The organism is Butyrivibrio sp. AE3006 (assembly GCF_000424165.1).
Classification (GTDB): domain Bacteria; phylum Bacillota; class Clostridia; order Lachnospirales; family Lachnospiraceae; genus Butyrivibrio.
In genome coordinates, this window is record NZ_AUJJ01000003.1 from 248,170 (window position 1) to 271,467 (window position 23,298).

Below are 23,298 nucleotides of genomic sequence, written 5' to 3' on the forward strand. Positions count from 1 at the left end.
CATGCACAAAATTGTCAGTAGCTTAATACAGCGAAAGAACAGTTGTAATATCGTTCTTTTTATTTATAATATCACGCATTCTGTCTGTATGCTCGTTTTCAGATAATTTTTTTAAAATCGTATCGTAAACACTAAGTTCGTGCTCAAGATAATCCTTAAGAACCGGGTCTTTTCTCAAAATAAGAACAGGGCCAAATCTATGACAGATATGAACCGCCCTTTCCTTATCGCAGCCGCAACGCTCTACTATCTCATTTACAGCCTCTTCTTCAGGAGTGATGTCCCCGGAAAAATCAGATCGCACCCTCATCATGGTGTAATATTTTCCCTCTTCGAAAATCTCCCTTTCATCATCTATCACCAGGTTATTCTCGCTGAGGAATGTTCTGAAATTCACAAGATCAGACTGTGGCTGAAGGATCATAGTCTTTATGCCCTTACCTACAGGATCTCCCTCCTTCAGAATTCGCATCATCAAAAGGCCGCCCATTCCGGCGCATACCATTGTATCTGCTTCACCCTTTGAGAGTTCCTTTAATCCGTCCGATAACCTGAGCTCGATTTTTTTATCAAGGCCGTACTCATGGACATGCTCCTTAGCCCTTTCCAAAGGACCTTCATTTACATCCATGGCCACTACGTGCTCTGCGATATTTTCATTTATAAGATAAATCGGAACGAATCCATGATCCGTCCCGACATCTGCCACGCGGCTGCCCTTTGGAACAAGGGATGCAGCCGCGAAAAGTCTTTCTGATAATTGTACGTTCTTCATTAATCCAGATAATCCTTAAGCTTTCTGCTTCTGCTGGGATGACGAAGCTTTCTGAGAGCCTTAGCTTCGATCTGTCTGATACGTTCACGGGTAACGTTGAACTCCTTACCAACCTCTTCAAGAGTTCTTGCTCTTCCGTCATCAAGACCAAATCTGAGTCTAAGTACCTTCTGCTCTCTCTCTGTAAGAGTTCCGAGAACCTCTACAAGCTGCTCCTTAAGAAGCGTGAATGCTGCAGCATCTGCGGGTACAGGTACGTTATCATCCTGAATGAAATCACCAAGATGTGAATCTTCCTCTTCACCGATAGGTGTCTCAAGGGATACAGGCTCCTGAGAAATCTTGAGGATCTCTCTTACACGCTCTACAGGAATACCCATTTCCTTTGCGATTTCTTCAGGTGAGGGTTCACGACCAAGCTCCTGAAGCAACTGTCTGCTGATACGGATGAGCTTGTTGATAGTCTCAACCATATGTACAGGAATACGGATTGTTCTTGCCTGGTCAGCGATTGCACGGGTGATAGCCTGACGGATCCACCATGTTGCATATGTGGAGAACTTGAATCCCTTACGGAAATCAAACTTCTCAACTGCCTTTATAAGACCAAGGTTACCTTCCTGAATAAGATCAAGGAAAAGCATACCTCTACCAACATATCTCTTGGCAATACTTACAACAAGACGAAGGTTAGCTTCTGCAAGGCGCTTCTTTGCTTCATTACCATAGTAAGTGAGGTTCTTTAATTCTTTGTCATCAAGATCCTTAATGCGATCATAAGGCTCCTGCTCTTCTTCCTTAACCTCAACCTTGTCAGCACCGCCTGCTGCAAGAATCTTCTCAGCCATCATACCGTCTTCCATCTGCTGAGCAAGCTCAATTTCCTGCTCTGCTGTAAGAAGCGGTACCTTACCGATTTCCTTTAAGTACATACGAACCGGATCCTCAATGCTGATTCCATCCGGAACTGAGAGATCGATATTCTCCATATCAACCTCATCCTCATCAGAGAGAACAACTTCATCATCATCAGGAAGCTCAACTTCTGTATCATCCATTCTGATTACGTCGATTCCTGCTGACTCAAGATGCTCAAGCACCTTATCGAGGTTCTCTTCATCAAGGTTAAGGTCTCTGAAATAATCACTTACTTCGTTGTAATCAAGAGTATTCTGTTTTTTCTTACCAAGGGCAAGGAGCTCTCTCATCTTCTGGATGAATTTAGCCTTTGTCTCCTCATCGAGCTCTTCGCCGCCCTCTTCTCTTGCGGGAGCAGTATTTTCAGGCTCAGCCTTTTTCTTGCCCGCCTTCTTGGCAGGTGCCTTGGGAGCCTTCTCTTCAGCAGCCTTCTTTGCAGGCTCCTTCTTTGCGGTCTCCTTTTTAGGTGCTTCCTTCTCTTCTGCCTTGGAAGCCTTCTTAGCAGGCTCTTTCTTGGCTGTTTCTTTCTTGGCACTTTCCTTCTTAGCAGTCTCTTTTGCTGTATCTTTCTCAGCTGCCTTGGTGCTCTTAGCCTTGGTTGCTGTCTTTGTTTCCTTTTCAGCAGCTTTCTTATCATTGGCTGTAGTCTTCGTCTCTTTTTCAGCTGCAGCCTTCTTGGTAGTCTTCTTTACTGTCTCTTTCTCTTCTGCCTTGGCCTTAGCTGTCTTTGACGTTGTCTTAGCTGTTGTCTTCTTCTCTGCCACGTTAATCAATTCCTTTCTTAATCAGTGCTAATTATGATTCTTGCCTTTAATAGCTCTTCAAGTCTGCGTTTTCCCTGGAGTGTAAAATTCCATCTCTCAGGATCGTCGGATGCCATGTCCTTTAGTCGCCTCTCGTAACCGGTCCTCTTGACCTCATATAAAATATCATGTAGCGCTTTTTCACGTTCATCCTTCGTATCTATCTGAACAAGGTTTGTATTAAAAAGCTCCGCAACCTGTGCATGCTCTTCCTCTTCAACAAATCGGTCAAGCACTCTGGCGGGATCAAAACTGCCATCGGACAATCCTTCCCACATCTGCTTCGCTATTCCCCTGTACAAATCATCTGAAAAATCTTCAGGTTCAATCCACTTACTGATTGATTCAAAAAGCTCCGGCTCATCCGCAAGCCAGGTTATCAGAACTCTCTGGGGCTTCCTGCCCGGATCCTCTTTCCTTAGCTGTGAATGCATTCCGCTCTTTGGCTTTTCCTTGGCTTTGACTATTCCGCCCTCTGCTGCAATGCTTGCAACCAGTTTATGCAGATCATCTGAACCTATCGAATATCTCTGAGCCACCGCCTCGATGTAATTCTCTCTCTCGACGGCTTCCTTGAATTCACAGAGCTTCTGACCAATATATCTGTGGAACTCCGTCTTGGCAGCGGGATCCGACATATCGTACTCCCTTTCCTTTACGGAAATCTCAAAGAAAAACGGATTCTCAGCTTTTTTGATTCTCTCTTCGAAAGCTTCTTTCCCTTCAGCTTTTATGAATTCATCAGGATCCTTATAGGGCTTAAGATTAAGAACCTTGCCCTTTAGTCCCGCCTCCTTCAAAAGCTGTATTCCTTTCAGGGCTGCGCTGGTACCTGCTCCGTCACTGTCGTATGAAAGTATGACGGTATCGGTATACCTTTTAAGGAGCTGGGCCTGCTGTGATGTAAAAGCTGTTCCCAATGATGCAACCGCCATATTAAAGCCTGCCTGATGCATCGCTATTACATCCATATATCCCTCGCAGATAATGATGTAGCCTGCTCTGGCGTTCTTGGCATAATTAAGTCCGAATAAATTCCTGCTCTTATCGAAAACAGGGGTCTCGGGAGAATTGAGATATTTGGGTTTTCCATCTCCCATCAGTCTTCCGCCAAAGCCGATGACCTTGGAATTGGCATCAAGTATCGGAAACATTACTCTGTTCCAAAACTTATCATGGGTGCCGTATTTTTCATCATGGGATGCAAGGCCCGCCTCGATGATAAGAGCATCGCTGTAACCCTTGCTCCTAAGGTATTTCACCAGATCATCGCTGCTGACGTTTGCATAGCCAAGTCCGAATCTGGTAATGGTCTCATCCGTAAGCTTCCTGTCTCTGAAATAAGCAAGGCCCTTTTCACCGGATCTGCCTTTTAACTGATAAACATAGTATTTGGCAGCCTCTTTATTTATCTCAAAAAGGGTGGCACGTTTATCTCTCATGCGCTTAGCTTCGGGGGATTCATCTTCCTCAGGAAGCTTCACTCCGCCTCTCTCAGCAAGAGATCTGACTGCTTCACCAAATGTCAAATTGTCATATTTCATTAAAAACGAGAAAACATTGCCGCCCACTCTGCAACCAAAACAGTAAAACATCTGCTTGGAAGGTGAAACACTAAAGGACGGAGATTTCTCATTATGGAAAGGACACAGCCCCACGTAATTGGCTCCGGCACGCTTAAGGCTCACATACTGCCCTATAACGTCCACTATGTCATTACGGGATCTGACCTCTTCTATGATGTCATCCGAGTATCGCATTTTTATCCCTTTATTTCAAAAAGTTCCTTAAAGTACCTGCCAGCTCTGAGGCACAAAAATCTCATGGAATCTGGCAATCGCAAATCTGTCTGTCATGGAACTTATGTAATCACAGACAATTCTCTCTTTGGCCTGTCCGTCCTCAAGTAATTTCTTAAGGTAATCCGGAAGCACATCGAGGTGGTCCATATAATACTGATAAAGAATTTTGACGAGGTTCTCAGCCTTACCTTCCTGGCTCTTGGCTACAGGATTGGTATATACGCTCTTAAACATGAAGGCTCTTAGCTCCATCAGCGCATTGCCCACCTCATCGGACATGGTAATGTCATTCTTATCAAAACTGTTTTCAACTATGTCATGAATAAATGTATCAAGCCACTCACCATTGGTATGACCGATGACCTTTGTAATACTCTCCGGCACATCGCTTACCTTAAGGATCCCGCCTCTTATGGCATCATCCATATCATGATGAATATAAGCTATCTTATCCGAAAGCCTCACAACCCTTCCCTCTAAGGTGATGGCTGTGGTATTCATCTCATGATTAATGATTCCGTCTCTGACTTCAAAGGTCAGATTAAGCCCTGCTCCGTCCTTCTCAAGAAGCTCCACGGTACGAAGACTCTGCTCGTTATGCTTAAAGCCAAAAGGGCAGATATCATTAAGCGCGCGTTCTCCCGCATGGCCAAAGGGTGTATGCCCAAGGTCATGACCAAAAGCAATGGCTTCACACAGATCCTCATTTAACTTAAGTGCTCTTGCAATGGTTCTTGCATTCTGAGCTACCTCAAGGGTATGAGTCATTCTGGTTCTGTAATGATCTCCGTCAGGTGTTAAAAAAACCTGCGTCTTGTCCTTAAGTCTGCGGAATGATTTGGAATATAAGATTCGATCCCTGTCCCGCTGAAAACACGGTCTGATATCGCAGGGCTCCTCATCAATTTCCCTCCCCCTCGAATTCATGCTGAGGGTAGCATAAGGGCTTAAATTAAGTCTTTCTCTGTTTTCTAAGTTTTCTCTTATTTTCATAGTCTGAAAAACTCCCCACAGTTATTATATTCTGCGGGGAGTCTGCTTTTCCTTTTTTCAATTTTTAAATTTTCAGGATTCATTCCAGTCGCGGCTGTCATACATCTGATTGATCCACTCAATTGCCGCATCGAAGCCCTCCTCATCAATGGAAAACTTCTCTGATATTTTCTGTTCATCGGGAGTATCAAAATAGCTGTATGGCTCAGGCCACACCGTTGCCATAAGTCTGGCATCAGGATCCCTGTCCTCCACCGGCACGAAAAACACGTGATCCAGTGGCTCTCTGGCAAGTCGGAAGCGCATTCCCTGATAGCTTCCAAAAAACGCCTCTCCATACTCGTAATGTCTTAAATTAAAAAATAAATTCTTTTCTATCTTCAAAAATAAATCCTGCCTTACTGCTAATCAATATGTGAACTTACCTGTATCCTTGTGATTGACCACATAATACGCGGTGTTCTCCTCGGGTTTTAAATAAACCTGAAGCTCTTTAATGTCACTTGCCTTGTGACCATCCGCAATATAAATCTCGCGAATTTTCTGTGCAATGTCCTCTGTTCGAATCTCATAATCCTTGTACTGAACAAAAAACTCAGTCTTCTGATTCTTCTTGGCAGAAGCATCTGTTAAATCCTTGGTAGCTGCGCGCACCTTGTCAGCTGCCTTTGTTCCCTGCTCCTTTGCCTTTTTGATGTAAGGACCTGCATTTTTCTTGGCAACATCGATGGCCGGCTCAGCTTTTTCCTTCATTTCTTCAATGACAGGACCGCCTTTTTCTTTGGCCATCTCGATATAAGGTTCTGCTGCATCAGTAACTGTTTTTGCAATATCCTTTATTGCATCACTTGCTTTCTTTGCCATATCAATCACCCCTTATCTAAATTTGTTCATAAAACTCGCAAAAGGACCAACTGCATCCTGAAGGTCAGTTATCGCCTTATTAAGTCCATCGAAATCTATCTGAGACATTTTATCCAGTGATTCAGTGAGAGTACTCTCATTATCCTTGATCAGCTTATTCATGTCTTCCCCGGTCTGCTCAATCGAATCGGCCATTTCGGATATGTCGGCAAGAGTACTATCCGCCTTCTCCAGTGTAGACATGGCTCCTTCCGCTACACTCTGTGCCTGATCCAGCAGTTTAACAGCCCTTGGTACCACCATAATAACTGCGATAAGAATAACTACAAATATACCTGCCGTACAGAAAGTCTGCAGCTTCTGGAATTTCAGTATTTTTTCATTAACGTTGTTTTCCATATGCTCCCCCTTACATCGTTATAATGCATTTATGCTGATTTTTATTGTATCACAGACTCTATTTGATTTGGTACAAAATAGAGTAATATAGTTTGTTCTTTTTTTCGTAATAATTTACGCAAATTTTAGAATATGCTCGCTGTTTTTTTACACATTAATGATAAGTTTAGAATAGCATTATATGTATTGTATTTTCCTTCAAATAAAGGAGGCCCAAATGAGTGAAAAAGCTGCTAAAGTTCCAAAGAGAGGAAAAATAAGGAACAGACTACTTCTGTACATCGTTCCCATAGTAGTTATCATGATTGCTGTTCTTGTCACCATAGCTACTACCATGTCAAGAAAACGTATGACCGAGCTTGCAACTTCCAACCTGAATACTTCCATTTCCAATCAGGCAGATAACATCGAATCCTGGCTGAATGAAAATCTTGAGTTCTTTAAAACTGCGAAGCAGGCTATTGAAGGCTCTGAACCTGATTCCGACCAGCTTCAAAAACTCCTTGATTCCTATTATGGATTCAATTCCAATTCACCTGAGGGACTACATATAGCAACCTCAGATGGAGAGTTTATAAAGCCTACAGAGTCATCCCTTGAGGAAAATGATCCCACTAACTCTACCTGGTACAAGCAGGGACTTACAAGAGCTAACATGCAGTACGGTACAGCATACAAAAACGCAGAAGGCATCAATGTAATAAGTGCCTCTGCCATCATCAATTACGGTGATGATTCCATAAAGGTCATAGCCGCAGATGTTACTCTGGACAAAATCAGTATTATTGTTAACTCCGGTGTAAAAATGGATAAAGCAAGTTCTTTCCTTGTTGACACCAACGACAATACCATTCTTGCTCACAGAGATTCCGCCCTTGTATCCACAACGCTTGACACAAACAACAGCAACAGTCTTCTGGCAGGCATTGCTCAGTCCATAGCCGATAATGATCTTACAACAAAGGACATCGGCAAATATGTTGTTGCTTTTAAAGAAATCAGTGGCACTGACTGGATACTGGTTTCCTATATTGCAGAGGATGTTATAATGGCCAGCGTTCAGGAGCTTGCAAATTATCTGCTAATGGCAGGTATTATCGCTGTAGTTATTATCATACTTCTCATCATCTTCGTAGTTAGCAAAGTTATAGCTCCTCTCGCAGGAATAACAGAAAGTATCCACGCCATGAGCGAAGGCGACTTTACTATAGATATAAAACCTCAGAGTAATGATGAGATTGGCGTCATGAGTGGCAAGATTTCCGAATTCATTGCCAGTATGAGAAGTATGCTTTCAAGCATCAGCGAAGAGTCTGAAAAGCTTAAACAGGAATCTGAAACCAGCGACGCTGTATCAAGAGACATGTTCGATGCATCACAGTCACAGGCAGAAGCTATGCAGCAGCTTAATGATACTGTTGATCAGCTTGCCATAGCTGTAGGAGATATCGCTGAAAATGCAACCACACTTGCTAACGTAGTAGCTGATACCAAGGATAATTCAGAAAAAGCTGATGTGGCAATGAAGGAAACCGTTAAGATTTCTCAGAAAGGCCGGGAAGATATGGAAAAACTCTCCCATGCCATGGAAGGAATCCAATCTGCAAACAACCAGCTTGTTGATTCCATCAATGAGGTAGGCAAGGCATCTGAAGAAATCACGAATATTGTAAGCATGATCGCAGAGATTGCAGAAGAGACCAATCTCTTATCACTTAACGCTTCTATCGAGGCTGCCCGCGCCGGTGAAGCAGGTAAGGGATTTGCAGTAGTTGCAACACAAATTGGCAAACTGGCTCAAACCAGTTCAGAAAGCGCAACAAATATCTCCAACCTCATCGGTGATGTCCACAGACTGATTGATGAAGCCGTAGGTCAGGCCAATGCCAGTGCCGAAAGTATTGAGAAAAACAGTGAACTTATTAACGTAGCAGTTGATACATTCGATCAGATTTATTCCAATATTCAGGCATCCAATGAGTGCATAGAAGAGATGATAAGGAATGTCGAAAAGGTTAATGATGTATCAACTAATGTAGCTGCCATCTCTGAAGAACAGGCCGCAAGTGCAGATGAGATACTGGCAACCTCACAGAACATGGTTGAACAGGCCAAGAATATATCAAGAAGCAGTGAAGATGTGGCCAACAACTCACACGAGCTTGCAAACACATCTGACACTCTCACCGCCCATGTTCAACAGTTTAAGATTTAAGAGGAGGTCTTATCATGAAAAAATGCATTTCAACCAGATTGATAAGTATTTTGGCAGTATGTATATTAACAATCACTACTATCACAGGCTGCGGAAAAGCTTCCTCAGATAGTGGCTCTATTGATGGTTCAGGCGTCAAAGTATTCTTCTCCACTTTGACTCTCGACGATTTCAAGGAGCTGATAATGAACTCAGTTGCAGAGGCAGGCGCCAAAAGCGGAGTGACTGTTGATCTTGGAGCACCATGTGCCTCTGTAGATGAACAGGTTGTTCAGATCCGCGACGCGGTGTCAAAGGGATATGACGCAATTATCTGCAATCCGGTTGATGCAGATACTGCGTTGCAGCTTGAGGTAATAGCAGGTGATACACCTATAATATTCACCAACACACAGCCCTCAGAAGATCACCTTAAACCTGATAAATACATTTATGTTGGAAGTTATGAAATAGATGCAGGAACCATGCAGGCAGAATATGTATGGAAAACACTGGGCAATCCAAAGAGCCTTAATGTAGTTCTTTTCCAGGGTCAGCCCGGGCACCCTGCGGCAATCAGCAGAACCAAATCCGTTAAAAACTTCTTCAAGAAAAACGGAGTTGATGCCAACTACGTGTTCAATGATACAGCTTATTGGGATACTCAGAAGGCTGCAGACGGATTCAAGACCTTCCTGAAGACACAACAGGATTATGACTGCGTCATCTGTAACAACGATTCCATGGCTCTTGGTGTTGTACAAGCCATGAATGAACTTGGAATCGATACTTCCAAAGTTCCCGTTGTCGGTATCGACGCAACAGTAGACGGCTGCCAGTCCATTCTGGATGGCGGTATGCAGTTCACAGTTTATCAGTCAGCTACAGGTCAGGGTGCTGCCTGCATAGAAGCAGCGGTAGCCCTTGCGAAGAAAGGCACCATCAAGGATGTAGAGTATGTAACAAACGATAAAATGTACGTCTGGGTTCCATTCGTTCCTGTTGATAAATCAAACGCCGGCTCAATACAGTAAACTTGTTCCCGGTATCCCCAACGGGCACGAAATGCTATTTAGGTAGTATTTCCTATAAGAAAAAATGGCTATGGCTTTGTAAAAACGCAGCCATAGCCATATCTTTTAATATTTTATCACGGTGCCTCAGATAGTAAGCTTACCCTTTTTGAAATGCTTTCTGCAAAGAGCAATATAGCTCTCGTTTCCGCCCATGAAAACCTGCTCACCGTCTCTGACGATTTTGCCATCATGTATTCTGGCATTACAGGTAGCTTTACGGCCGCACCAGCATACAGTTTTAACTTCTTCTATCTTATCTGCAATCTCCATGAGTCTGAGTGAACCAGGGAAAAATTTCTCCTGGAAATCAGTGCGAAGACCGTAGCAGATAACAGGAACCTTATCAAAATCAACGATATCTGAGAGCATATCTACCTGCTCTGCTGTAAGAAACTGAGCTTCATCAACGATAATAGCATCGTATTTTTCGATCATCTTGTGTTTTCTGGTGTATTCGTCAAAGAAATCCTCCACCAGCATACACTCTGCCTGAAGACCTATTCTGGAACGAATTATCGTTGCTCCGTCCCTGTTCTCGAGACCGGGCTTAAGAATAATTGAATTCTTCCCTCTCTCATGATAGTTGTAATTGACCATAAGTGCATTGGCCGTTTTTGACGACCCCATTGCACCGTATCTGAAATAAAGCTGTGCCATCTAACCCTCCAGTACCCATAATGAATTGGTCACTTGGACCTAAACATCATATTATCCTTTTTATGATGCCTTGTGAATAGGGAACCGACAAATTAACGCATCTAATCAAAGGAGACTACTATTATGCCAGATAATTCCCCTAAGAGTCAGTTGATTTCCGACAGCGGTGTTATTGACAGCAAAAAAGAATTGCATACAAAAATCTTCGTTACACTATGCCGGATCATGAGCTTAGCACTGGCTATTATCGGCATACTTGCTTTTATAGAAGGAAATTTCTAAATTTCATTTGCCGCAGAATTTACCGTTAATCGCTCTAACAATTGCCTTGACTCAGGCAGAGAGGTGCTTATGAACGCTTTCAAAAAAAGGATCTATGAAGTAATAGAAGTTTCCAGTATAGGTGATGCCTCCAGCAGGGCCTACGATATTCTCATGACTACAACCGTCATCGTAGGAATGATTCCTCTGACTCTAAAGGCAGACAACATTTATACCTTTATCATTGAAATAATGACAGGAATAATTTTCCTGATAGACTACTGTGCAAGAGTGTACACAGCGGATTATAAAATGGGCTACATCAGCATTCATGCATACTTTGCCTATGTTCTGACGCCCCTTGCGATATTTGATTTGTTATCTGTTATGCCGATTTTATATGTGTTTTTCCCGACTTCACAGAGTCTTAGACTGTTAAAGCTCATTCGAGTTTTCAGAGTAGTGAAGCTGGTAAGATATTCCAAGACCATGATCGTCATTGCCAATGTTCTTAGAAAAGTAAAAAAACAGCTCCTGGCTGTTCTTATACTGATAACAATATATATCTTCGTTTCTGCCATGCTGGTATTCCAGCTTGAACCGAATCTTTTTGATAATTTCTTTGATGCCCTGTATTGGGCGACCATCTCCATAACCACTATAGGTTACGGAGACATCTCACCCACAACGGACATCGGCCGTTTTATAACCATGATATCAGCATTGGTAGGAGTCGCCGTAATAGCGCTTCCCTCAGGCATGATAACCGCTGCTTATATGAATGAAATAAGCAGAAAAAAATCAAAATACGAGCTGTAATTATCAGCTTGCCTTTGCTTCAAGCTCTTCCTCTTCCTTCTTGTTCTTATAGATAGGAGCAAGAATGAAAAGAGCAAATACAAGGCTCTGAACAACCGCGATCGGAATCTGCGCCCATGTGATGGTCTGATTCTGAATGACAGTGGCATCTCCACCTGCAAATACAGCGATGTAGTTGTTATTGATAAAGTGCATCATTGCAATTGCCCAGATGTTTCCTGTCTTCATGTATGCATATCCCATGAAGATAGCAAGGGCGATGCAGGTGATGATCTGCGCTGTAAAGTACTGCAATCCTGTGGTTGTGGAGTAGAATATGAAATCAAGCACTCCGTGCCATGCTCCCCACAAAACACCAAGAATTATTACACCAAGTCTAAGGCCGAACTTCTTCTGAAGTATTGGCTGTAAATAATATCTCCAGCCATATTCCTCACCAAGAAATGCAATAAACATGAGCGGGAAATTCACAAGAACAATTACCGCACTTGAAAGCACAGCAGGATTTGTAAGCAATCCATTTATTTCTGCTATAAGGCTCATTTCAGGCTTTAAGATTATCTGTGTCAAAAATCCCGATACATACATTCTTGCAATGTAAAGTGCCACAAACAGTACAACCATAACTATGCTGAGCTTAACCTTGGTTCTGCTAAGCCCGGCATTTCTTCTCTTTTCCTTACCGCATACCCAGAAAAGAATATATGCTATTACACTTCCTGCCATAAGAACATACTGAGAATAGAGATTCCAATTGGAAATCTGTCCTCCGTTTATCTCTGACATTACGTGTGGCATGAATGTAGATGCGATAGCCACAACCATCATAAGAGCAGAGGTTGCCAAAAACACAATAAAGCCTGCCTTTGGAAGCTTCTTCTCCTTATTCCCCCAAATAAGAAGTCCGAGAATTACGCCGCATGCGGGATAAGTCATCTGCACATTTACAAATGCAGTCATGTCCTTATCTGCCTTGAAGCACATGAACATAAAGATGCTCATGATCAGGGTCAGACCATAGGCCACCGCCAAAAACAACACTAATCTCTTTTTTTCATTTTTTTCCATGTAATATACCTCCAGTAAAACTTTTTTCACGACAATTAAATAAATTACCATATATCCGTATTATTTTCAATTAAAAATCGGTTACCCGTGTACCTGTCGTTTCCTAAAAACGACCAAATACAGCAGATGACCGAATAATCATTGCGCTTTCGTTACCTATATGGAAGTCTATTTATTCGATTTATTTATTCTTCACCAAAGCCAAAACTGTGTCATAATCAAGAGCCCTGAAGGCGCTCTCAACCTTCCCAAGAAGTTCTGCATCCTCTTTAGGGATAACATAGCCCTTCATACCATCAAAAATCATCTCTATGCTGCTGTAATCCATGTATTCAGCGGCTTCCTTGATCTGATTGTAGGCTTCCTGAACAAGCCATGGTTCCGCCACAACCCTGTGTTTTTCAGGGCTCTTGTCCTCGCACACTTCCCCTACAATATCCTTAAGCTTCCTGCTCTTTTCTATAAACTTATCATGATGTTCCCTGATATAATCATAGTCTTCCGCCATACCGGCACCCTCAAGGCGCTGCGCCTCATCAGATATCCCGACAGCCCCGATTATTCCAAGGGAACTCTTTAACGCATGGACCTTAATGGTATAGTTGACAAAATCACTGTCACTATAGTAACGGTCAAGTTCATCCAACTTAGAATCTGCCGTCTCATAGAATATTTGTAATATAGGCAGATAATCCTCCGTCGAGCCGCTGTTTTTAAGGCCGATATTGACATCTATTAGCTCCTGCCCGACTAAAGGAGCCAGTTCTTTATCTATCTTGGTTTCATCTTTTACTTTGGGTGCTTTATCTGCTGTATCTGCACTTGTCATTTCGATAAGGTCGGCAGGAAGATACTTGATCAACATGTTTTCAAGTCGATCGGGATCAATGGGCTTAGTCAGATATCCATCAAAACCGGCTGCAATATATTCTTCTCTTGCACCCAGAACCGCATTGGCAGTAAGGCATATAACAGGCGTTGAAATATTTGGATTATCCTTCTCCTGTTTCATCTCGTGAAGTGTGGTAATTCCATCCTTCTCAGGCATCATGTGATCGAGGAAAATAATATCGTATTTTTTCTCTCTCATAAGCTCAAGGCCCTGATCTCCGCTGTCAGCAGTATCTGCCACTATTAGGGTCTGCTTGATAAGACTCTTAAACACAGCCAGATTCATGGAATTATCATCAACAACAAGTACCTTAGCTGACGGAGCAGTGAATTTCTCCTTATAGCCTGCACCCTCGCTGAGCGCAGACTTATATGATGCACTGTAATCACCAAGAACCTCGTTACCAACAACCTTCTGCTTCAGAGCAAAATGGAAATTAGAACCCTCGCCGTATTTACTTTCAACCTCCAGCGCTGAGCCCATCATTTTGAGAAGATTCTGTGTGATGTTCATACCAAGGCCTGTTCCCTCGATATTGCGGTTTCGCATCTCCTCGATTCGCTCAAACTCTGAAAACAGCTTTTCCATGTCTTCCGATTTGATGCCAATACCTGTATCCTTTACAGACACCTTCAAATAGATGCTGTCAGGCTCTTCTTCAATCTTTTCATAACCAATATGAAAATTGATGCTGCCAATTTCAGTGTATTTGACGGCATTGGTCAAAATATTGGTGATGACCTGTTCAAGACGCACAGCATCTCCGTTAAGGTTTTTGGGAATATCCGGATCAAAATCAAGATTAAGCGCAAGCCCTTTATCATCCACACGGGTGCGGATCATATTTACAAGATCATTTATTACTGATGAAAGGTCATAATCAACCGGAATTATCTCCAGTTTACCTGCTTCTATTTTGGAAAAATCAAGAATATCATTTATAATGCCAAGCAGCGTAGAACCCGCTGTCTTAACGTTTTCTGAATATGCGCGAATCTCCGGATCTGAGGACTCGCGAAGAACCATTTCATTCATGCCAAGAACGGCATTTATAGGCGTACGAATCTCATGGGACATATTGGCAAGGAAGCTGCTTTTTGCTCGGTTTGCAGCCTCAGCTTTCTCAATCTGTTCCGTAAGTGATACTGCCATGGACTGCAATGCATGGGACAATACGCCCAGTTCATCCTGCCTGTCAATTTCAAGCTTCTTGCTAAAATCACCACGCGAATATTGTGTGGCAATCCTGGTAAGCCGGGCCATAGGTTTGGTGATGGTTCTAACCTGTAAATAACACAGAGTTCCAACAAGTGCGATGTTAACAGAAAGAATCAGCAGAAAGACCAGCATTGTACTTCTGATCTGGTCACTAAGCTGACCTTCATACCATTCCTTACTGAAATCCACGGCAACTATTCCGACTATTTCGCCGTCCGAATCATAAACGGGGCTATAAGCACTGTAAAAGGTTCCCCAGGCATCGGTATAAGGCTTCTCATCAACAGCGCTGATCCCTTTGCTGGCCTTAACGAGCGCATCTGTTTTTACTACGGATCCTCCAAATTCTCCGGGTTCCTCAAGAGATGGATCCACAGTGAAGGTAAAGCTGCCATCCTCTTCCTCATGAATACCATACACAGATTCTGACTCAATATTGTCACGGAAAATAGCAAGGGCGTTATATACTCTCTGGTATCCGGGATTACCTACACTGTCCTTCGAAAGTCTTTTTAATGTATCGCCATCAACTGACCCGGATGCACAATTTGCTATATCCAGCATTCTTTGTCTCGTGGCACGGATTATACCATTATTGGCCTGAATCATGGTTACAACACAAAAAGAACCGGTCGACAGAAATATCGCCAGCAAGACTATCATCCATATTCTTGTTGCAAGGCTTTTGCTGTTATTAACCATCAATGCCACCCGTCGGCTGCATCCTATTTTTCGCCTACTCAAGATGGATACAATGCTTATATTAAATTATAATACCTAGCAAAGGCCTAAAGTCCTCATTTATGAAAATATTAACTTTATTTAATCCCATGTTTATAAGTAGAAAAAATCAAAATGCCGTCGCATAGCCGATTTCTGTATAGATCATGCCATGACTTCCCCTCTCGGATTTCATAAGGGAAATACCCCTGACACGCATAGTCTCAGCCTCATCAAATTCAGGTAGCGGCGCACCTTTGACGCGGTGAGCCTTTCTTACAAGAGTGACGTGAGGAAGGAACTTTTTCCTGTCAAAAGGAATCTCCTTTTCTGTAAGAGCAGCCCTAAGCCTTTTCACATAGGCCCTAAGATCCTCATTTTCCTCAATGTCCGCAAAGATCATGTCCTTAAAAGGTCCGTATCCCTTAAGGGCAATGGAAAAAGACCTCATAGGCATACTTTTCATAACTTCAAGTACGCCCTCAGGATCATCCCACTCACCGATAAAGGCCAGTGTCATATGGAGGTTCTCAGGAGCAGTGTAATTCCCTTCAACTCCGCATCGCATAAGATCGTCCTGAATATCAATAAGCGCATCCCTGAAATCTTCTTCAAAGTTAATTGCAATGAACAGTCTCATATTCCGCCCTCCGTTTGCATTTATTTAGCCGATAGTAAGTCAGATATCACAATACTAATAGTATCAATCCTTATTAAGTTTGCTTTCCATTGTTGCAAAGCTTCAGTTCAAGTTGCTAACTCTTTCGTCCGATACTATATGCTCTACTCCGGTATGCTTTGTTTGTAAATAATCCTTCATAAAACAGGGAAATGCTTTGTAATTATCAAGCTCTGATATGGGAAGCCAGTGCATGGTCTCTTTCACTCCCTGAGTGTAGCTGTCGCTTTTAAGCTCCTTTGTTCCTCTTGGCTTCATCATGAAATAGAATGCAATCTCATGACAATCCATCCCCTTCAAGGCTCCCTGATTTTCATTAAAAAAGTTTTCATGTATCACAGCAAGATGATCAATCTCATATTTTATTCCGGTCTCTTCATAGACTTCCCTCATGACAGCATCTTCTGCCGTCTCACCCATGTGTACAGCTCCGCCTATAGAGTAAAAATAATTATCTTTTTCATTCCCTGCAAACAAAACACATCCATCTTCTACAATTATCGCCGCCGCGCGATACCTAAACCACTTATTATCCTTTGTAAATCCGCAATTATATTCCATACTTCTCCTCTTTTCCGATCACTATTGCCTTTGAATTATGGCCATGTCCGATTTCTCTTGTACCTGCCACAGGAAGGTCCTTTGAAATATGCATCTTAAGAAGATCATATACAGACATGGTAAAATCTGCCTTTTCATAATCAGTAAAGGTACCAAGCAAAACTCCTGCCACCTGATCAAAGACACCCATATTATCTAGCTGCGTAAATAACGTTGCTATCTGCCCTGAGCCGCCGCCCAGGGATTCAAGAAACAATATCTTCCCTTTCATATCAGGAAAATATTTTGTTCCTGCAAGCTTTGTAAAGCAGCGGATATTTCCGCCAACGACTACGCCCTTCATGGCTTTTCCCTGCAGGAAGCTGTATTCGATATCAAAAAGGTCTTCATTCTCTCCGGAATGATAATCCCAAAAGCGCTGCCTTTGCATATCAGCATAAGACCATATCATATTTTTCACCTGATAAAGAACTGATTCATTTCCGGTCATTGTATATATAGCATTGATCACAGTTGTAAGATCGCTATATCCCCAAAAGGTTTTCCCGGATTTTGCGATCACATCATAGTCCAGGTATTTAAGCACTCCATTAGCCAGATCGCCGCCGGAAATATCGTATATATCAGATATTTCATCATCCTCATAAAAACCCATGAGATCAGCTGCTCTTTCCATATCGGTACCGCTAAAATCATCCACAGTCCTTATGATATGCTGCGCAGGCACCGCCTCTACTCCATTTTCCTTAAAAACTCCCACAAGCTCTGCTATCTGATCTTCCCACTCAGGAAGATGTCCGCTAGAACAGGCTGATAAACCTACTTTCATACTTTGCTCCTATATCATGATGATAATTCATAAATCCAAATCTAATTTATAGTAAGGATGACTCATAATCATAATGATCTTGCTAAATGCCCAAGATCTCACTGAAACCGGTCTGATCAAATATGATTTATTCCGTTCCGCAATTTCTATGGCACGTGGCGTATATCCACAGGGCAGGTCAACGAATACAGGGAATCCTGAATTTTTTGCCAGGCTGCCCATCATGTGGTATCGCGTCTCCAGAATGATTCTAAAGGTCATCTCTTCCTCAGCGCCCATGATTCTTCCCAACCTTTCTGCGGATACTTTTACCCCTCTGCAAACCCCAATTGCCGGTCTCATTTATAATAAAATTATAACAGAAAATTCTTCTGGTTAAGAAAAGACCAGATATGACCTGGTCTTTTTGTTCTTGAACTTCAATTAGATTATCAACCGTAAATTTTCTTCATTCCTGCGTTAAAAGCTTTAACTGTTTTACCTGCTCGTTTTGCAGCTTCCTTCACATCAAGAACTCCATCATGAATCAGATAATAGCTCAATTCTGCCTTTCTCAATGCCCTGTTCCATCCCTTTTTCTATGCCTTTTTCCTCTATCTCATCAAGAACCGTACACATATTAACACGCTACTGTTCTTTTGAAGACCCGCGCCACTATTTTGAGTAATATGGTTATTTTCTCTGCGCAGACCTTATGGTGAGAATCTCTCTAAAGTCGCTCAAACGGGCTTTACGCCTCTATTTTAGGGGAATTTGCGATTTTCTCTGCTCAAAATCCGGTTTTATGGCATTTCAGAAAAATGCCGCGCCTCTATTTTCAATGAAATCTTTATTTTCTCTGCGCGAGAGTTCAGCTTCGAACTATCAAAAGCTATTCAAGAGCGATACCGCGCCTCTATTTTGGCGATAATTGTGTTTTCCTCTGCGCAAAAAGGATTTGGCATACTTTTCAATATTTGTCCGCACCTCTATTTTGATCAAAATCAACATTTTCTCTGCGCGAAAAGAATTAGAAATAGGAATAGATAGTTTGTATTATTTCCGAAAATAAGATGATTACATAAGAGATTGGCAGCTTCGAATTAGCAGAATAGAAACATTTTTGAAAAAAGCGAGTAAAACATTTCAAGTGCGGAAGATGTGGCGCTGCGTGCCAGTGGCACGCGTTTAGCGCCGACCGAGGCGTGTCCCCACACGCCGAGACCTTGAACCCTGCTTGCGAAGCAAGTTGGTCCAAGTATACCCTTCCACAAGTGCGGAAGATGGGGTGAGCCGGAGAAAGAAAAAGGTCCAGTGGACCTTTTTCCCGGCGAACTGTTGCTGCACATCCGGGGGATGTGCGTTCAGCAACGACCGAAACGGAGTGTAGACGACGCAGGCGCCCCGCGCCGAGGAGATTGAACCCAGCTTGCGCAGCAAGCTGGGTTCAAGGCCCCTTCCGCACGAACGAAAAAGACCAGGTCATTCGACCTGGTCTTTTCATTCGTGCGGAAGAAGGGACTTGAACCCTCACGATGTAGCCATCACAAGATCCTTAGTCTTGCTCGTCTGCCAATTCCGACACTTCCGCATCTATCAAGTTTTCGCTGCCGCTGTATCAGCGACAGCTTCTATATAATATCAAATTCACAGAAATAGTCAACCCCTTTTTTAAAAAATCGTTAATTTATTTATTTCTGCACGGTATTTGATAATATCTCAACTTGCTATTTCCTTTTCATGGAGCTCCTGAATGTCCTCCATTGCTGAAAGCATGGGCTTTACATCCTTACCCTTGATCTTTCTGTCCACATAGTTCTGAGTTATTTTCATAACTGTTCCGCTAAGTGCAATTACACCGATAAGGTTGGGAATCGCCATCATTCCGTTAAATGTATCTGACAGATCCCATGCAAGTGACAGATCCATGGTAGCACCTACAAAGATAAATACCACAAATACAACCTGATAGAACTTGATTGCCTTTGTACCAAAGAGATACTCAAAGCCCTTACTTCCATACTGGCTCCAGCCAAGTACTGTTGAGAAAGCAAAGAACAGAATAGCTATAGCAATGAATGCAGAACCTGCTTTTCCGAAGATAGTTGAAAATGCTTCTGCAACAAGAGCTGTAGAAACCTGATCGGAAAGAACTGTTCCTGTCTCAAGATCAACAAGTCCGCTTGAAAGAACTGCAAATGCAGTAAGTGTACAAACGATGATTGTGTCAGCGAATACCTCGAATATACCCCACATACCCTGAATTACAGGCTCGCGGACGTTTGAACTTGAATGAACCATAACTGAAGAACCAAGACCAGCCTCATTTGAGAATACGCCTCTCTTCATACCCCACTGCAGAGCATATGCGATTCCACTACCTACGATACCGCCGCCAACAGCTTTAAGTCCAAATGCGCCTTTAATTATAGAAGTGAAAACTGCACCAACCTGATTTATATTTGCAAAGAAAACAATAAGTGCTCCTACAAGATATATAACAGCCATGAAGGGAACAAGTCTCTCGGTAACGGCAGCGATTCTCTTAAGACCGCCAACGATTACAAGACCTGCAATGACCATAAGGAATATTCCTGATGCTACAAAAGGAACGCCAAAAGCTGAGTTCATGTTTACAGCGATTGAGTTAATCTGGCTCATGTTTCCGATACCGAATGAAGCAAGAACGCAGAATACGCTGAAAAGAACAGCAAGGATTGCACCGATCTGTTTGCAGCCCTTCTTTGCTCCAAGACCGTCTTTAAGGTAGTACATGGCACCGCCGCACCACTCATTTCTCTCGTTTCTTCTGCGGTAATAGATACCAAGAACGTTTTCTGAAAAGTTGGTCATCATTCCGAAAAATGCAACGATCCACATCCAGAAGATAGCTCCCGGGCCACCTGCCACGATAGCAGCTGCCACACCTGCGATATTACCTGTTCCGATAGTAGCTGCAAGAGCAGTACAAAGGCTCTGGAACTGACTTATCTGAGTATCCTCTTTTCCGGTATGAGCTGTGACATGCTTATCCTTGAAAATACCGCCGATGGTGTTTTTAACCCAATGACTAAAATGAGTTACCTGAAAAAGTTTGGTAAGCGCTGTCATCAGGATGCCCGTTCCTACAAGGAGAATGAGCATCGGCAATCCCCACACAAAACCATTCACTGCATTGTTGACATTTTCTACTGTTTGAACCATAGAATTCTCCCCTTCCTGACACACAAAAACAAATTTTTAGAAATTATACATGAATTTCCCCTGTGGCACAATAAAAAATATTCAAAAAAAGTATTTTTATTCATTTTTTATGCATCCGTAGGCACAAATAAAAAAACTGCCCGCAATAATAGTACTCATGCACCCTTGCAGACAGTTTAATATTTACATTATTTAGTTTTCAAAATGAATAAATTACCACTCAGCCTTCATAGGGAGTAACTGCAGGTCTCTTGTGCCAAAATACATGCTGTTTCTGATCATCCCTATTCTGTACAGGCTGATTACATAATACAACGATTTTGTCACATTGACAAATCCAAATACTTCAACGAGTTCCTCCACCGTGGGCGGGTAGCCTTTTCTCCTTGTGTAATTCCCAACAAATTCTGCAATGTAAGTATCGCTCGTTTTCATATGACGTCCTCTCCTTTGCAAGTCATGAAACCATCTTACATTTGAAATGTTTAGAAACTGTGAGCCAATTATAAAAATTTTATAAACTTATTGCCTCTTCTATTTTTTCTTAAGATTATCAGTATCAATCAGAATAGTTACGGGACCGTCATTTATGGACTCGACCTTCATGTCTGCCCCGAATTCTCCTGTCTGAACTTCGAAGCCTTTTTTCCTGCATTCTGAAACCACAAGTTCATATAAGGGCTCTGAGATTGGAGGTTTTGCTGCTTCGGTAAAACCGGGCCTTCTTGAAGAAACATCCGCATAGAGGGTGAACTGGCTTACTATAAGAAGCTTTGCTCCTGCATCTGCAGGACCGATATTCATCTTGCCGTTTTCATCCTCAAAAACACGAAGGCCGCATATTCTGTCGGCCACCTTTATGGCTTCTGCCTCTGTATCATCATTGTGTACGCCAAGAAGCACGAGAAATCCGTTCCCTATCTCGGATACTTTTTTGCCATCAATTGTGACAGATGCTGATAAAACTCTTGTTACTACTGCTCTCATTTTGCACCTTCCGTAAGCTCAGTCAAAAAGCTCTTTATAGCATCTGTGACTTTTTCCAAACTGTTGTCATAACAATGTGTATCGCCTGGAATAAGAACCAGCTTGCAGTTTTTGTAAAGCTTTGCAGCATCGATTGAGTACTGTACAGGAACTGCCTCGTCCTCATCGCCGTGGACGATAAGTACGGGACCATCGTATTTTTCTATAGCTTCTTCCACATGAAGTGTCTGAGCTGCACGAACATAGTTACCGCTAAGGCTTCTGCCATCCCATGAAAAGAGTTCGTCCGGGATATGATCAGGATCAAAGGGCTGTCCAAGAAGATTACCTTTTCTTGCGCCATCAAGAATTACAAGGGCAGGGGAAAGAGGAAGAAGCGCCTTAATCTTATCTCTTTCCATACCGGCAAGAAGCATTGCTGTAAGTCCGCCCTGAGAGTGTCCTGCCACATAAATATCGGTGACAAAATCAAGAGTCTTTGCATAGTCCATAACCGCCATAGCATTTGTAAGCCACTTGTAAAGTGTGTGATCCTTGAATTCGCCGTCACTGTTTCCATGGCCATACATTTCAACTCGAAGTGTTGCAAAGCCCACTTCATTCATAGCTTCCTGGGCTGCTATTATATGTCTCTCCTCCATGTGGCCTGTAAAGCCATGAATTATAATGCAAAGCGGGCATTTCTCAGCGCCGTTTTTAGGCATATCAATCTTCGCATTAAGTCTGATTCCATCGTCTGTAATATACATTTTCCGTCTCCTCCATTCTGTAAAATACCTTCAGTAAAAAATTTTATCATCTATGCTTATAAGTTTATAGTCTAAAGTCTTGCACACTCGTATGCTTCAAGGGGCTGCCCCATAAGCTCCATTATCTTAAGCTCATCTTCAGCATCCCTCACTGCATTGTGAGTCTCGCAGTAATTGGTGCCGTGACCAAGCATTCTCAGGATCTCTTCTACGCCATAGCCCCGCTTAAGTCTGCCGGTTTTACAGCACTCGGCGGTGGCAGGAATGCTTTTATTATACTGTTTGTATGCAGCAAGCCTCATGATATCAAACCAGTCAAAATCAGATAGTTCAGGCATATGTCCATAGTCGAATCTGGCGTTGTAGGCAAAAATCGAAGCGGCACCTTTCTCTTTTAAATATTTGGCAATGTCCTTCATTACCTTTTTCCTATCGCCCTTGAGCTGGGTGGCATCCTTGGCAATATAGAGGACGCTGTCGAACATTCCTCCAACAAAAATTTCAGGCTCAAGTATGTAATATCTAAGTTCAAGGCACTTGAAGGTCTTTGCATCGGCAAGAGCAATTCCGATAGACATTACTTCATCATGCCAGTTGGTTTCTGTATCTATGACTGCGATAACTGAAGATGATGGTTTAGTGTCTGCCATCGTCTTAGTTGAAGTATCAGCTGAAGTTTTTGGTTTGGTTTTCGCTTCATTTATTTCAGACTTTTTTGCGATTTCCTTTTTTACTTCTTTTTTCTCTATAGGTTTTGCAGGCTTTGATGATGTATTCTTAATCATCTCCAGAAAATCCAGGGATTTGTTATAACTCATAAAACTCCTCAAAAAAATTTATTATGTGCATTC

23 protein-coding genes and 1 tRNA gene are annotated in these 23,298 nt (G+C 42.5%); 4 read left to right on the plus strand and 20 right to left on the minus strand.

Annotated elements, in window-relative coordinates; translation table 11 throughout:
- Positions 1 to 22: 22 nt before the first annotated feature.
- The 7 genes from G603_RS0104175 to G603_RS0104205 all read right to left on the minus strand — a co-directional run bounded on the left by G603_RS0104175 (position 23) and on the right by G603_RS0104205 (position 6,554).
- Positions 23 to 775, minus strand: coding sequence for a tRNA (adenine(22)-N(1))-methyltransferase (locus G603_RS0104175; protein WP_026669415.1), 753 nt, complete (start codon positions 773 to 775; stop codon positions 23 to 25).
- Positions 775 to 1,983 carry an RNA polymerase sigma factor RpoD gene (gene rpoD, locus G603_RS0104180; RefSeq protein ID WP_035792005.1) on the minus strand — a complete coding sequence of 403 codons (1,209 nt, stop codon included), beginning with the start codon at positions 1,981 to 1,983 and terminating at the stop codon, positions 775 to 777. Before rpoD ends, G603_RS0104175 begins: the two co-directional genes overlap by 1 nt.
- Before the next feature lie 491 nt (positions 1,984 to 2,474).
- Positions 2,475 to 4,256 carry a DNA primase gene (gene dnaG / locus G603_RS0104185; RefSeq protein ID WP_026669417.1) on the minus strand — a complete coding sequence of 594 codons (1,782 nt, stop codon included), beginning with the start codon at positions 4,254 to 4,256 and terminating at the stop codon, positions 2,475 to 2,477.
- A 27-nt stretch (positions 4,257 to 4,283) separates the two neighbouring features.
- Positions 4,284 to 5,291, minus strand: coding sequence for a deoxyguanosinetriphosphate triphosphohydrolase (locus G603_RS0104190; RefSeq protein WP_026669418.1), 1,008 nt, complete (start codon positions 5,289 to 5,291; stop codon positions 4,284 to 4,286).
- 72 nt (positions 5,292 to 5,363) lie between these two features.
- Positions 5,364 to 5,675, minus strand: a complete 312-nt coding sequence (locus G603_RS0104195; protein WP_026669419.1) for a hypothetical protein — start codon at positions 5,673 to 5,675, stop codon at positions 5,364 to 5,366.
- A 24-nt stretch (positions 5,676 to 5,699) separates the two neighbouring features.
- Positions 5,700 to 6,155, minus strand: coding sequence for a DUF6465 family protein (locus tag G603_RS21295; RefSeq protein WP_051207452.1), 456 nt, complete (start codon positions 6,153 to 6,155; stop codon positions 5,700 to 5,702).
- Between the two features lie 12 nt (positions 6,156 to 6,167).
- Positions 6,168 to 6,554, minus strand: coding sequence for a hypothetical protein (locus tag G603_RS0104205; RefSeq protein WP_026523183.1), 387 nt, complete (start codon positions 6,552 to 6,554; stop codon positions 6,168 to 6,170).
- Positions 6,555 to 6,771: 217 nt separating this feature from the next.
- Here G603_RS0104205 and G603_RS0104210 point away from each other — a divergent pair, with 217 nt between their 5' ends.
- Together G603_RS0104210 and G603_RS0104215 are read left to right on the plus strand one after the other, a co-directional pair.
- The gene (locus G603_RS0104210) at positions 6,772 to 8,769 is read left to right on the plus strand and encodes a methyl-accepting chemotaxis protein (RefSeq protein WP_026495323.1); all 1,998 of its coding nucleotides are present in this window, start codon (positions 6,772 to 6,774) and stop codon (positions 8,767 to 8,769) included.
- Positions 8,770 to 8,783: 14 nt separating this feature from the next.
- The gene (locus G603_RS0104215; RefSeq protein ID WP_026669420.1) at positions 8,784 to 9,782 is read left to right on the plus strand and encodes a substrate-binding domain-containing protein; all 999 of its coding nucleotides are present in this window, start codon (positions 8,784 to 8,786) and stop codon (positions 9,780 to 9,782) included.
- A gap of 126 nt (positions 9,783 to 9,908) precedes the next feature.
- Here G603_RS0104215 and G603_RS0104220 read toward each other — a convergent pair whose 3' ends face one another.
- The gene (locus G603_RS0104220) at positions 9,909 to 10,481 is read right to left on the minus strand and encodes a thymidine kinase (protein ID WP_026523180.1); all 573 of its coding nucleotides are present in this window, start codon (positions 10,479 to 10,481) and stop codon (positions 9,909 to 9,911) included.
- A 123-nt stretch (positions 10,482 to 10,604) separates the two neighbouring features.
- Here G603_RS0104220 and G603_RS22245 point away from each other — a divergent pair, with 123 nt between their 5' ends.
- Entirely contained in the window at positions 10,605 to 10,763 is a 159-nt protein-coding gene (locus G603_RS22245; protein ID WP_155832610.1) for a hypothetical protein, read from the plus strand.
- 69 nt (positions 10,764 to 10,832) lie between these two features.
- Positions 10,833 to 11,561: an ion transporter gene (locus tag G603_RS0104230; RefSeq protein ID WP_035791913.1), complete on the plus strand. Its 729-nt coding sequence runs from the start codon at positions 10,833 to 10,835 to the stop codon at positions 11,559 to 11,561.
- 3 nt (positions 11,562 to 11,564) lie between these two features.
- Here the strand turns inward: G603_RS0104230 and G603_RS0104235 are convergent, their stop codons facing one another.
- The 12 genes from G603_RS0104235 to G603_RS0104295 all read right to left on the minus strand — a co-directional run bounded on the left by G603_RS0104235 (position 11,565) and on the right by G603_RS0104295 (position 23,265).
- Positions 11,565 to 12,629, minus strand: coding sequence for a CPBP family intramembrane glutamic endopeptidase (locus G603_RS0104235; protein WP_026669421.1), 1,065 nt, complete (start codon positions 12,627 to 12,629; stop codon positions 11,565 to 11,567).
- Between the two features lie 181 nt (positions 12,630 to 12,810).
- The gene (locus G603_RS19185) at positions 12,811 to 15,441 is read right to left on the minus strand and encodes a hybrid sensor histidine kinase/response regulator (RefSeq protein ID WP_051207453.1); all 2,631 of its coding nucleotides are present in this window, start codon (positions 15,439 to 15,441) and stop codon (positions 12,811 to 12,813) included.
- Positions 15,442 to 15,589: 148 nt separating this feature from the next.
- Complete coding sequence (gene thpR / locus G603_RS0104245; protein ID WP_026669422.1) at positions 15,590 to 16,099, minus strand: RNA 2',3'-cyclic phosphodiesterase; 510 nt, start codon at positions 16,097 to 16,099, stop codon at positions 15,590 to 15,592.
- 102 nt (positions 16,100 to 16,201) lie between these two features.
- A complete protein-coding gene (locus G603_RS0104250) occupies positions 16,202 to 16,699 on the minus strand; it encodes an NUDIX hydrolase (RefSeq protein ID WP_026669423.1) in 498 nt (165 codons plus the stop codon).
- Positions 16,689 to 17,528, minus strand: coding sequence for an LD-carboxypeptidase (locus tag G603_RS0104255; protein ID WP_026669424.1), 840 nt, complete (start codon positions 17,526 to 17,528; stop codon positions 16,689 to 16,691). The genes G603_RS0104250 and G603_RS0104255 overlap by 11 nt, the downstream gene beginning before the upstream one ends.
- A gap of 431 nt (positions 17,529 to 17,959) precedes the next feature.
- Entirely contained in the window at positions 17,960 to 18,085 is a 126-nt protein-coding gene (locus G603_RS23100) for a hypothetical protein (protein ID WP_256379767.1), read from the minus strand.
- A gap of 929 nt (positions 18,086 to 19,014) precedes the next feature.
- Positions 19,015 to 19,098, minus strand: a tRNA-Leu gene (locus G603_RS0104270).
- Between the two features lie 128 nt (positions 19,099 to 19,226).
- On the minus strand, positions 19,227 to 20,711 hold the full coding sequence (locus tag G603_RS0104275) for an alanine/glycine:cation symporter family protein (protein ID WP_026523174.1): 1,485 nt from the start codon (positions 20,709 to 20,711) through the stop codon (positions 19,227 to 19,229).
- Positions 20,712 to 20,924: 213 nt separating this feature from the next.
- Positions 20,925 to 21,146: a hypothetical protein gene (locus G603_RS0104280; RefSeq protein ID WP_026523173.1), complete on the minus strand. Its 222-nt coding sequence runs from the start codon at positions 21,144 to 21,146 to the stop codon at positions 20,925 to 20,927.
- A gap of 99 nt (positions 21,147 to 21,245) precedes the next feature.
- Positions 21,246 to 21,698, minus strand: a complete 453-nt coding sequence (dtd, locus tag G603_RS0104285; RefSeq protein WP_026669426.1) for a D-aminoacyl-tRNA deacylase — start codon at positions 21,696 to 21,698, stop codon at positions 21,246 to 21,248.
- The gene (locus tag G603_RS0104290; protein ID WP_026523171.1) at positions 21,695 to 22,447 is read right to left on the minus strand and encodes an alpha/beta hydrolase; all 753 of its coding nucleotides are present in this window, start codon (positions 22,445 to 22,447) and stop codon (positions 21,695 to 21,697) included. The genes dtd and G603_RS0104290 overlap by 4 nt, the downstream gene beginning before the upstream one ends.
- Positions 22,448 to 22,518: 71 nt before the next feature.
- Complete coding sequence (locus tag G603_RS0104295; RefSeq protein ID WP_242834832.1) at positions 22,519 to 23,265, minus strand: hypothetical protein; 747 nt, start codon at positions 23,263 to 23,265, stop codon at positions 22,519 to 22,521.
- Between the last annotated feature and the right edge of the window lie 33 nt (positions 23,266 to 23,298).

Excerpts from the sequence above, each read along its gene's own strand:
- G603_RS0104275 (WP_026523174.1), bottom strand. The coding sequence starts at position 20,711 with ATGGTTCAAACAGTAGAAAATGTCAACAATGCAGTGAATGGTTTTGTG.
- rpoD (WP_035792005.1), bottom strand. The coding sequence starts at position 1,983 with ATGAGAGAGCTCCTTGCCCTTGGTAAGAAAAAACAGAATACTCTTGAT.
- G603_RS19185 (WP_051207453.1), bottom strand. The coding sequence starts at position 15,441 with ATGGTTAATAACAGCAAAAGCCTTGCAACAAGAATATGGATGATAGTC.
- dtd (WP_026669426.1), bottom strand. The coding sequence starts at position 21,698 with ATGAGAGCAGTAGTAACAAGAGTTTTATCAGCATCTGTCACAATTGAT.
- G603_RS21295 (WP_051207452.1), bottom strand. The coding sequence starts at position 6,155 with ATGGCAAAGAAAGCAAGTGATGCAATAAAGGATATTGCAAAAACAGTT.
- thpR (WP_026669422.1), bottom strand. The coding sequence starts at position 16,099 with ATGAGACTGTTCATTGCAATTAACTTTGAAGAAGATTTCAGGGATGCG.
- G603_RS0104205 (WP_026523183.1), bottom strand. The coding sequence starts at position 6,554 with ATGGAAAACAACGTTAATGAAAAAATACTGAAATTCCAGAAGCTGCAG.
- G603_RS0104295 (WP_242834832.1), bottom strand. The coding sequence starts at position 23,265 with ATGAGTTATAACAAATCCCTGGATTTTCTGGAGATGATTAAGAATACA.
- G603_RS0104175 (WP_026669415.1), bottom strand. The coding sequence starts at position 775 with ATGAAGAACGTACAATTATCAGAAAGACTTTTCGCGGCTGCATCCCTT.
- G603_RS0104215 (WP_026669420.1), top strand. The coding sequence starts at position 8,784 with ATGAAAAAATGCATTTCAACCAGATTGATAAGTATTTTGGCAGTATGT.
- G603_RS0104210 (WP_026495323.1), top strand. The coding sequence starts at position 6,772 with ATGAGTGAAAAAGCTGCTAAAGTTCCAAAGAGAGGAAAAATAAGGAAC.
- G603_RS0104230 (WP_035791913.1), top strand. The coding sequence starts at position 10,833 with ATGAACGCTTTCAAAAAAAGGATCTATGAAGTAATAGAAGTTTCCAGT.
- G603_RS0104255 (WP_026669424.1), bottom strand. The coding sequence starts at position 17,528 with ATGAAAGTAGGTTTATCAGCCTGTTCTAGCGGACATCTTCCTGAGTGG.
- G603_RS22245 (WP_155832610.1), top strand. The coding sequence starts at position 10,605 with ATGCCAGATAATTCCCCTAAGAGTCAGTTGATTTCCGACAGCGGTGTT.
- G603_RS0104190 (WP_026669418.1), bottom strand. The coding sequence starts at position 5,291 with ATGAAAATAAGAGAAAACTTAGAAAACAGAGAAAGACTTAATTTAAGC.
- G603_RS0104290 (WP_026523171.1), bottom strand. The coding sequence starts at position 22,447 with ATGTATATTACAGACGATGGAATCAGACTTAATGCGAAGATTGATATG.
- dnaG (WP_026669417.1), bottom strand. The coding sequence starts at position 4,256 with ATGCGATACTCGGATGACATCATAGAAGAGGTCAGATCCCGTAATGAC.
- G603_RS0104250 (WP_026669423.1), bottom strand. The coding sequence starts at position 16,699 with ATGGAATATAATTGCGGATTTACAAAGGATAATAAGTGGTTTAGGTAT.
- G603_RS0104220 (WP_026523180.1), bottom strand. The coding sequence starts at position 10,481 with ATGGCACAGCTTTATTTCAGATACGGTGCAATGGGGTCGTCAAAAACG.
- G603_RS0104235 (WP_026669421.1), bottom strand. The coding sequence starts at position 12,629 with ATGGAAAAAAATGAAAAAAAGAGATTAGTGTTGTTTTTGGCGGTGGCC.
- G603_RS0104280 (WP_026523173.1), bottom strand. The coding sequence starts at position 21,146 with ATGAAAACGAGCGATACTTACATTGCAGAATTTGTTGGGAATTACACA.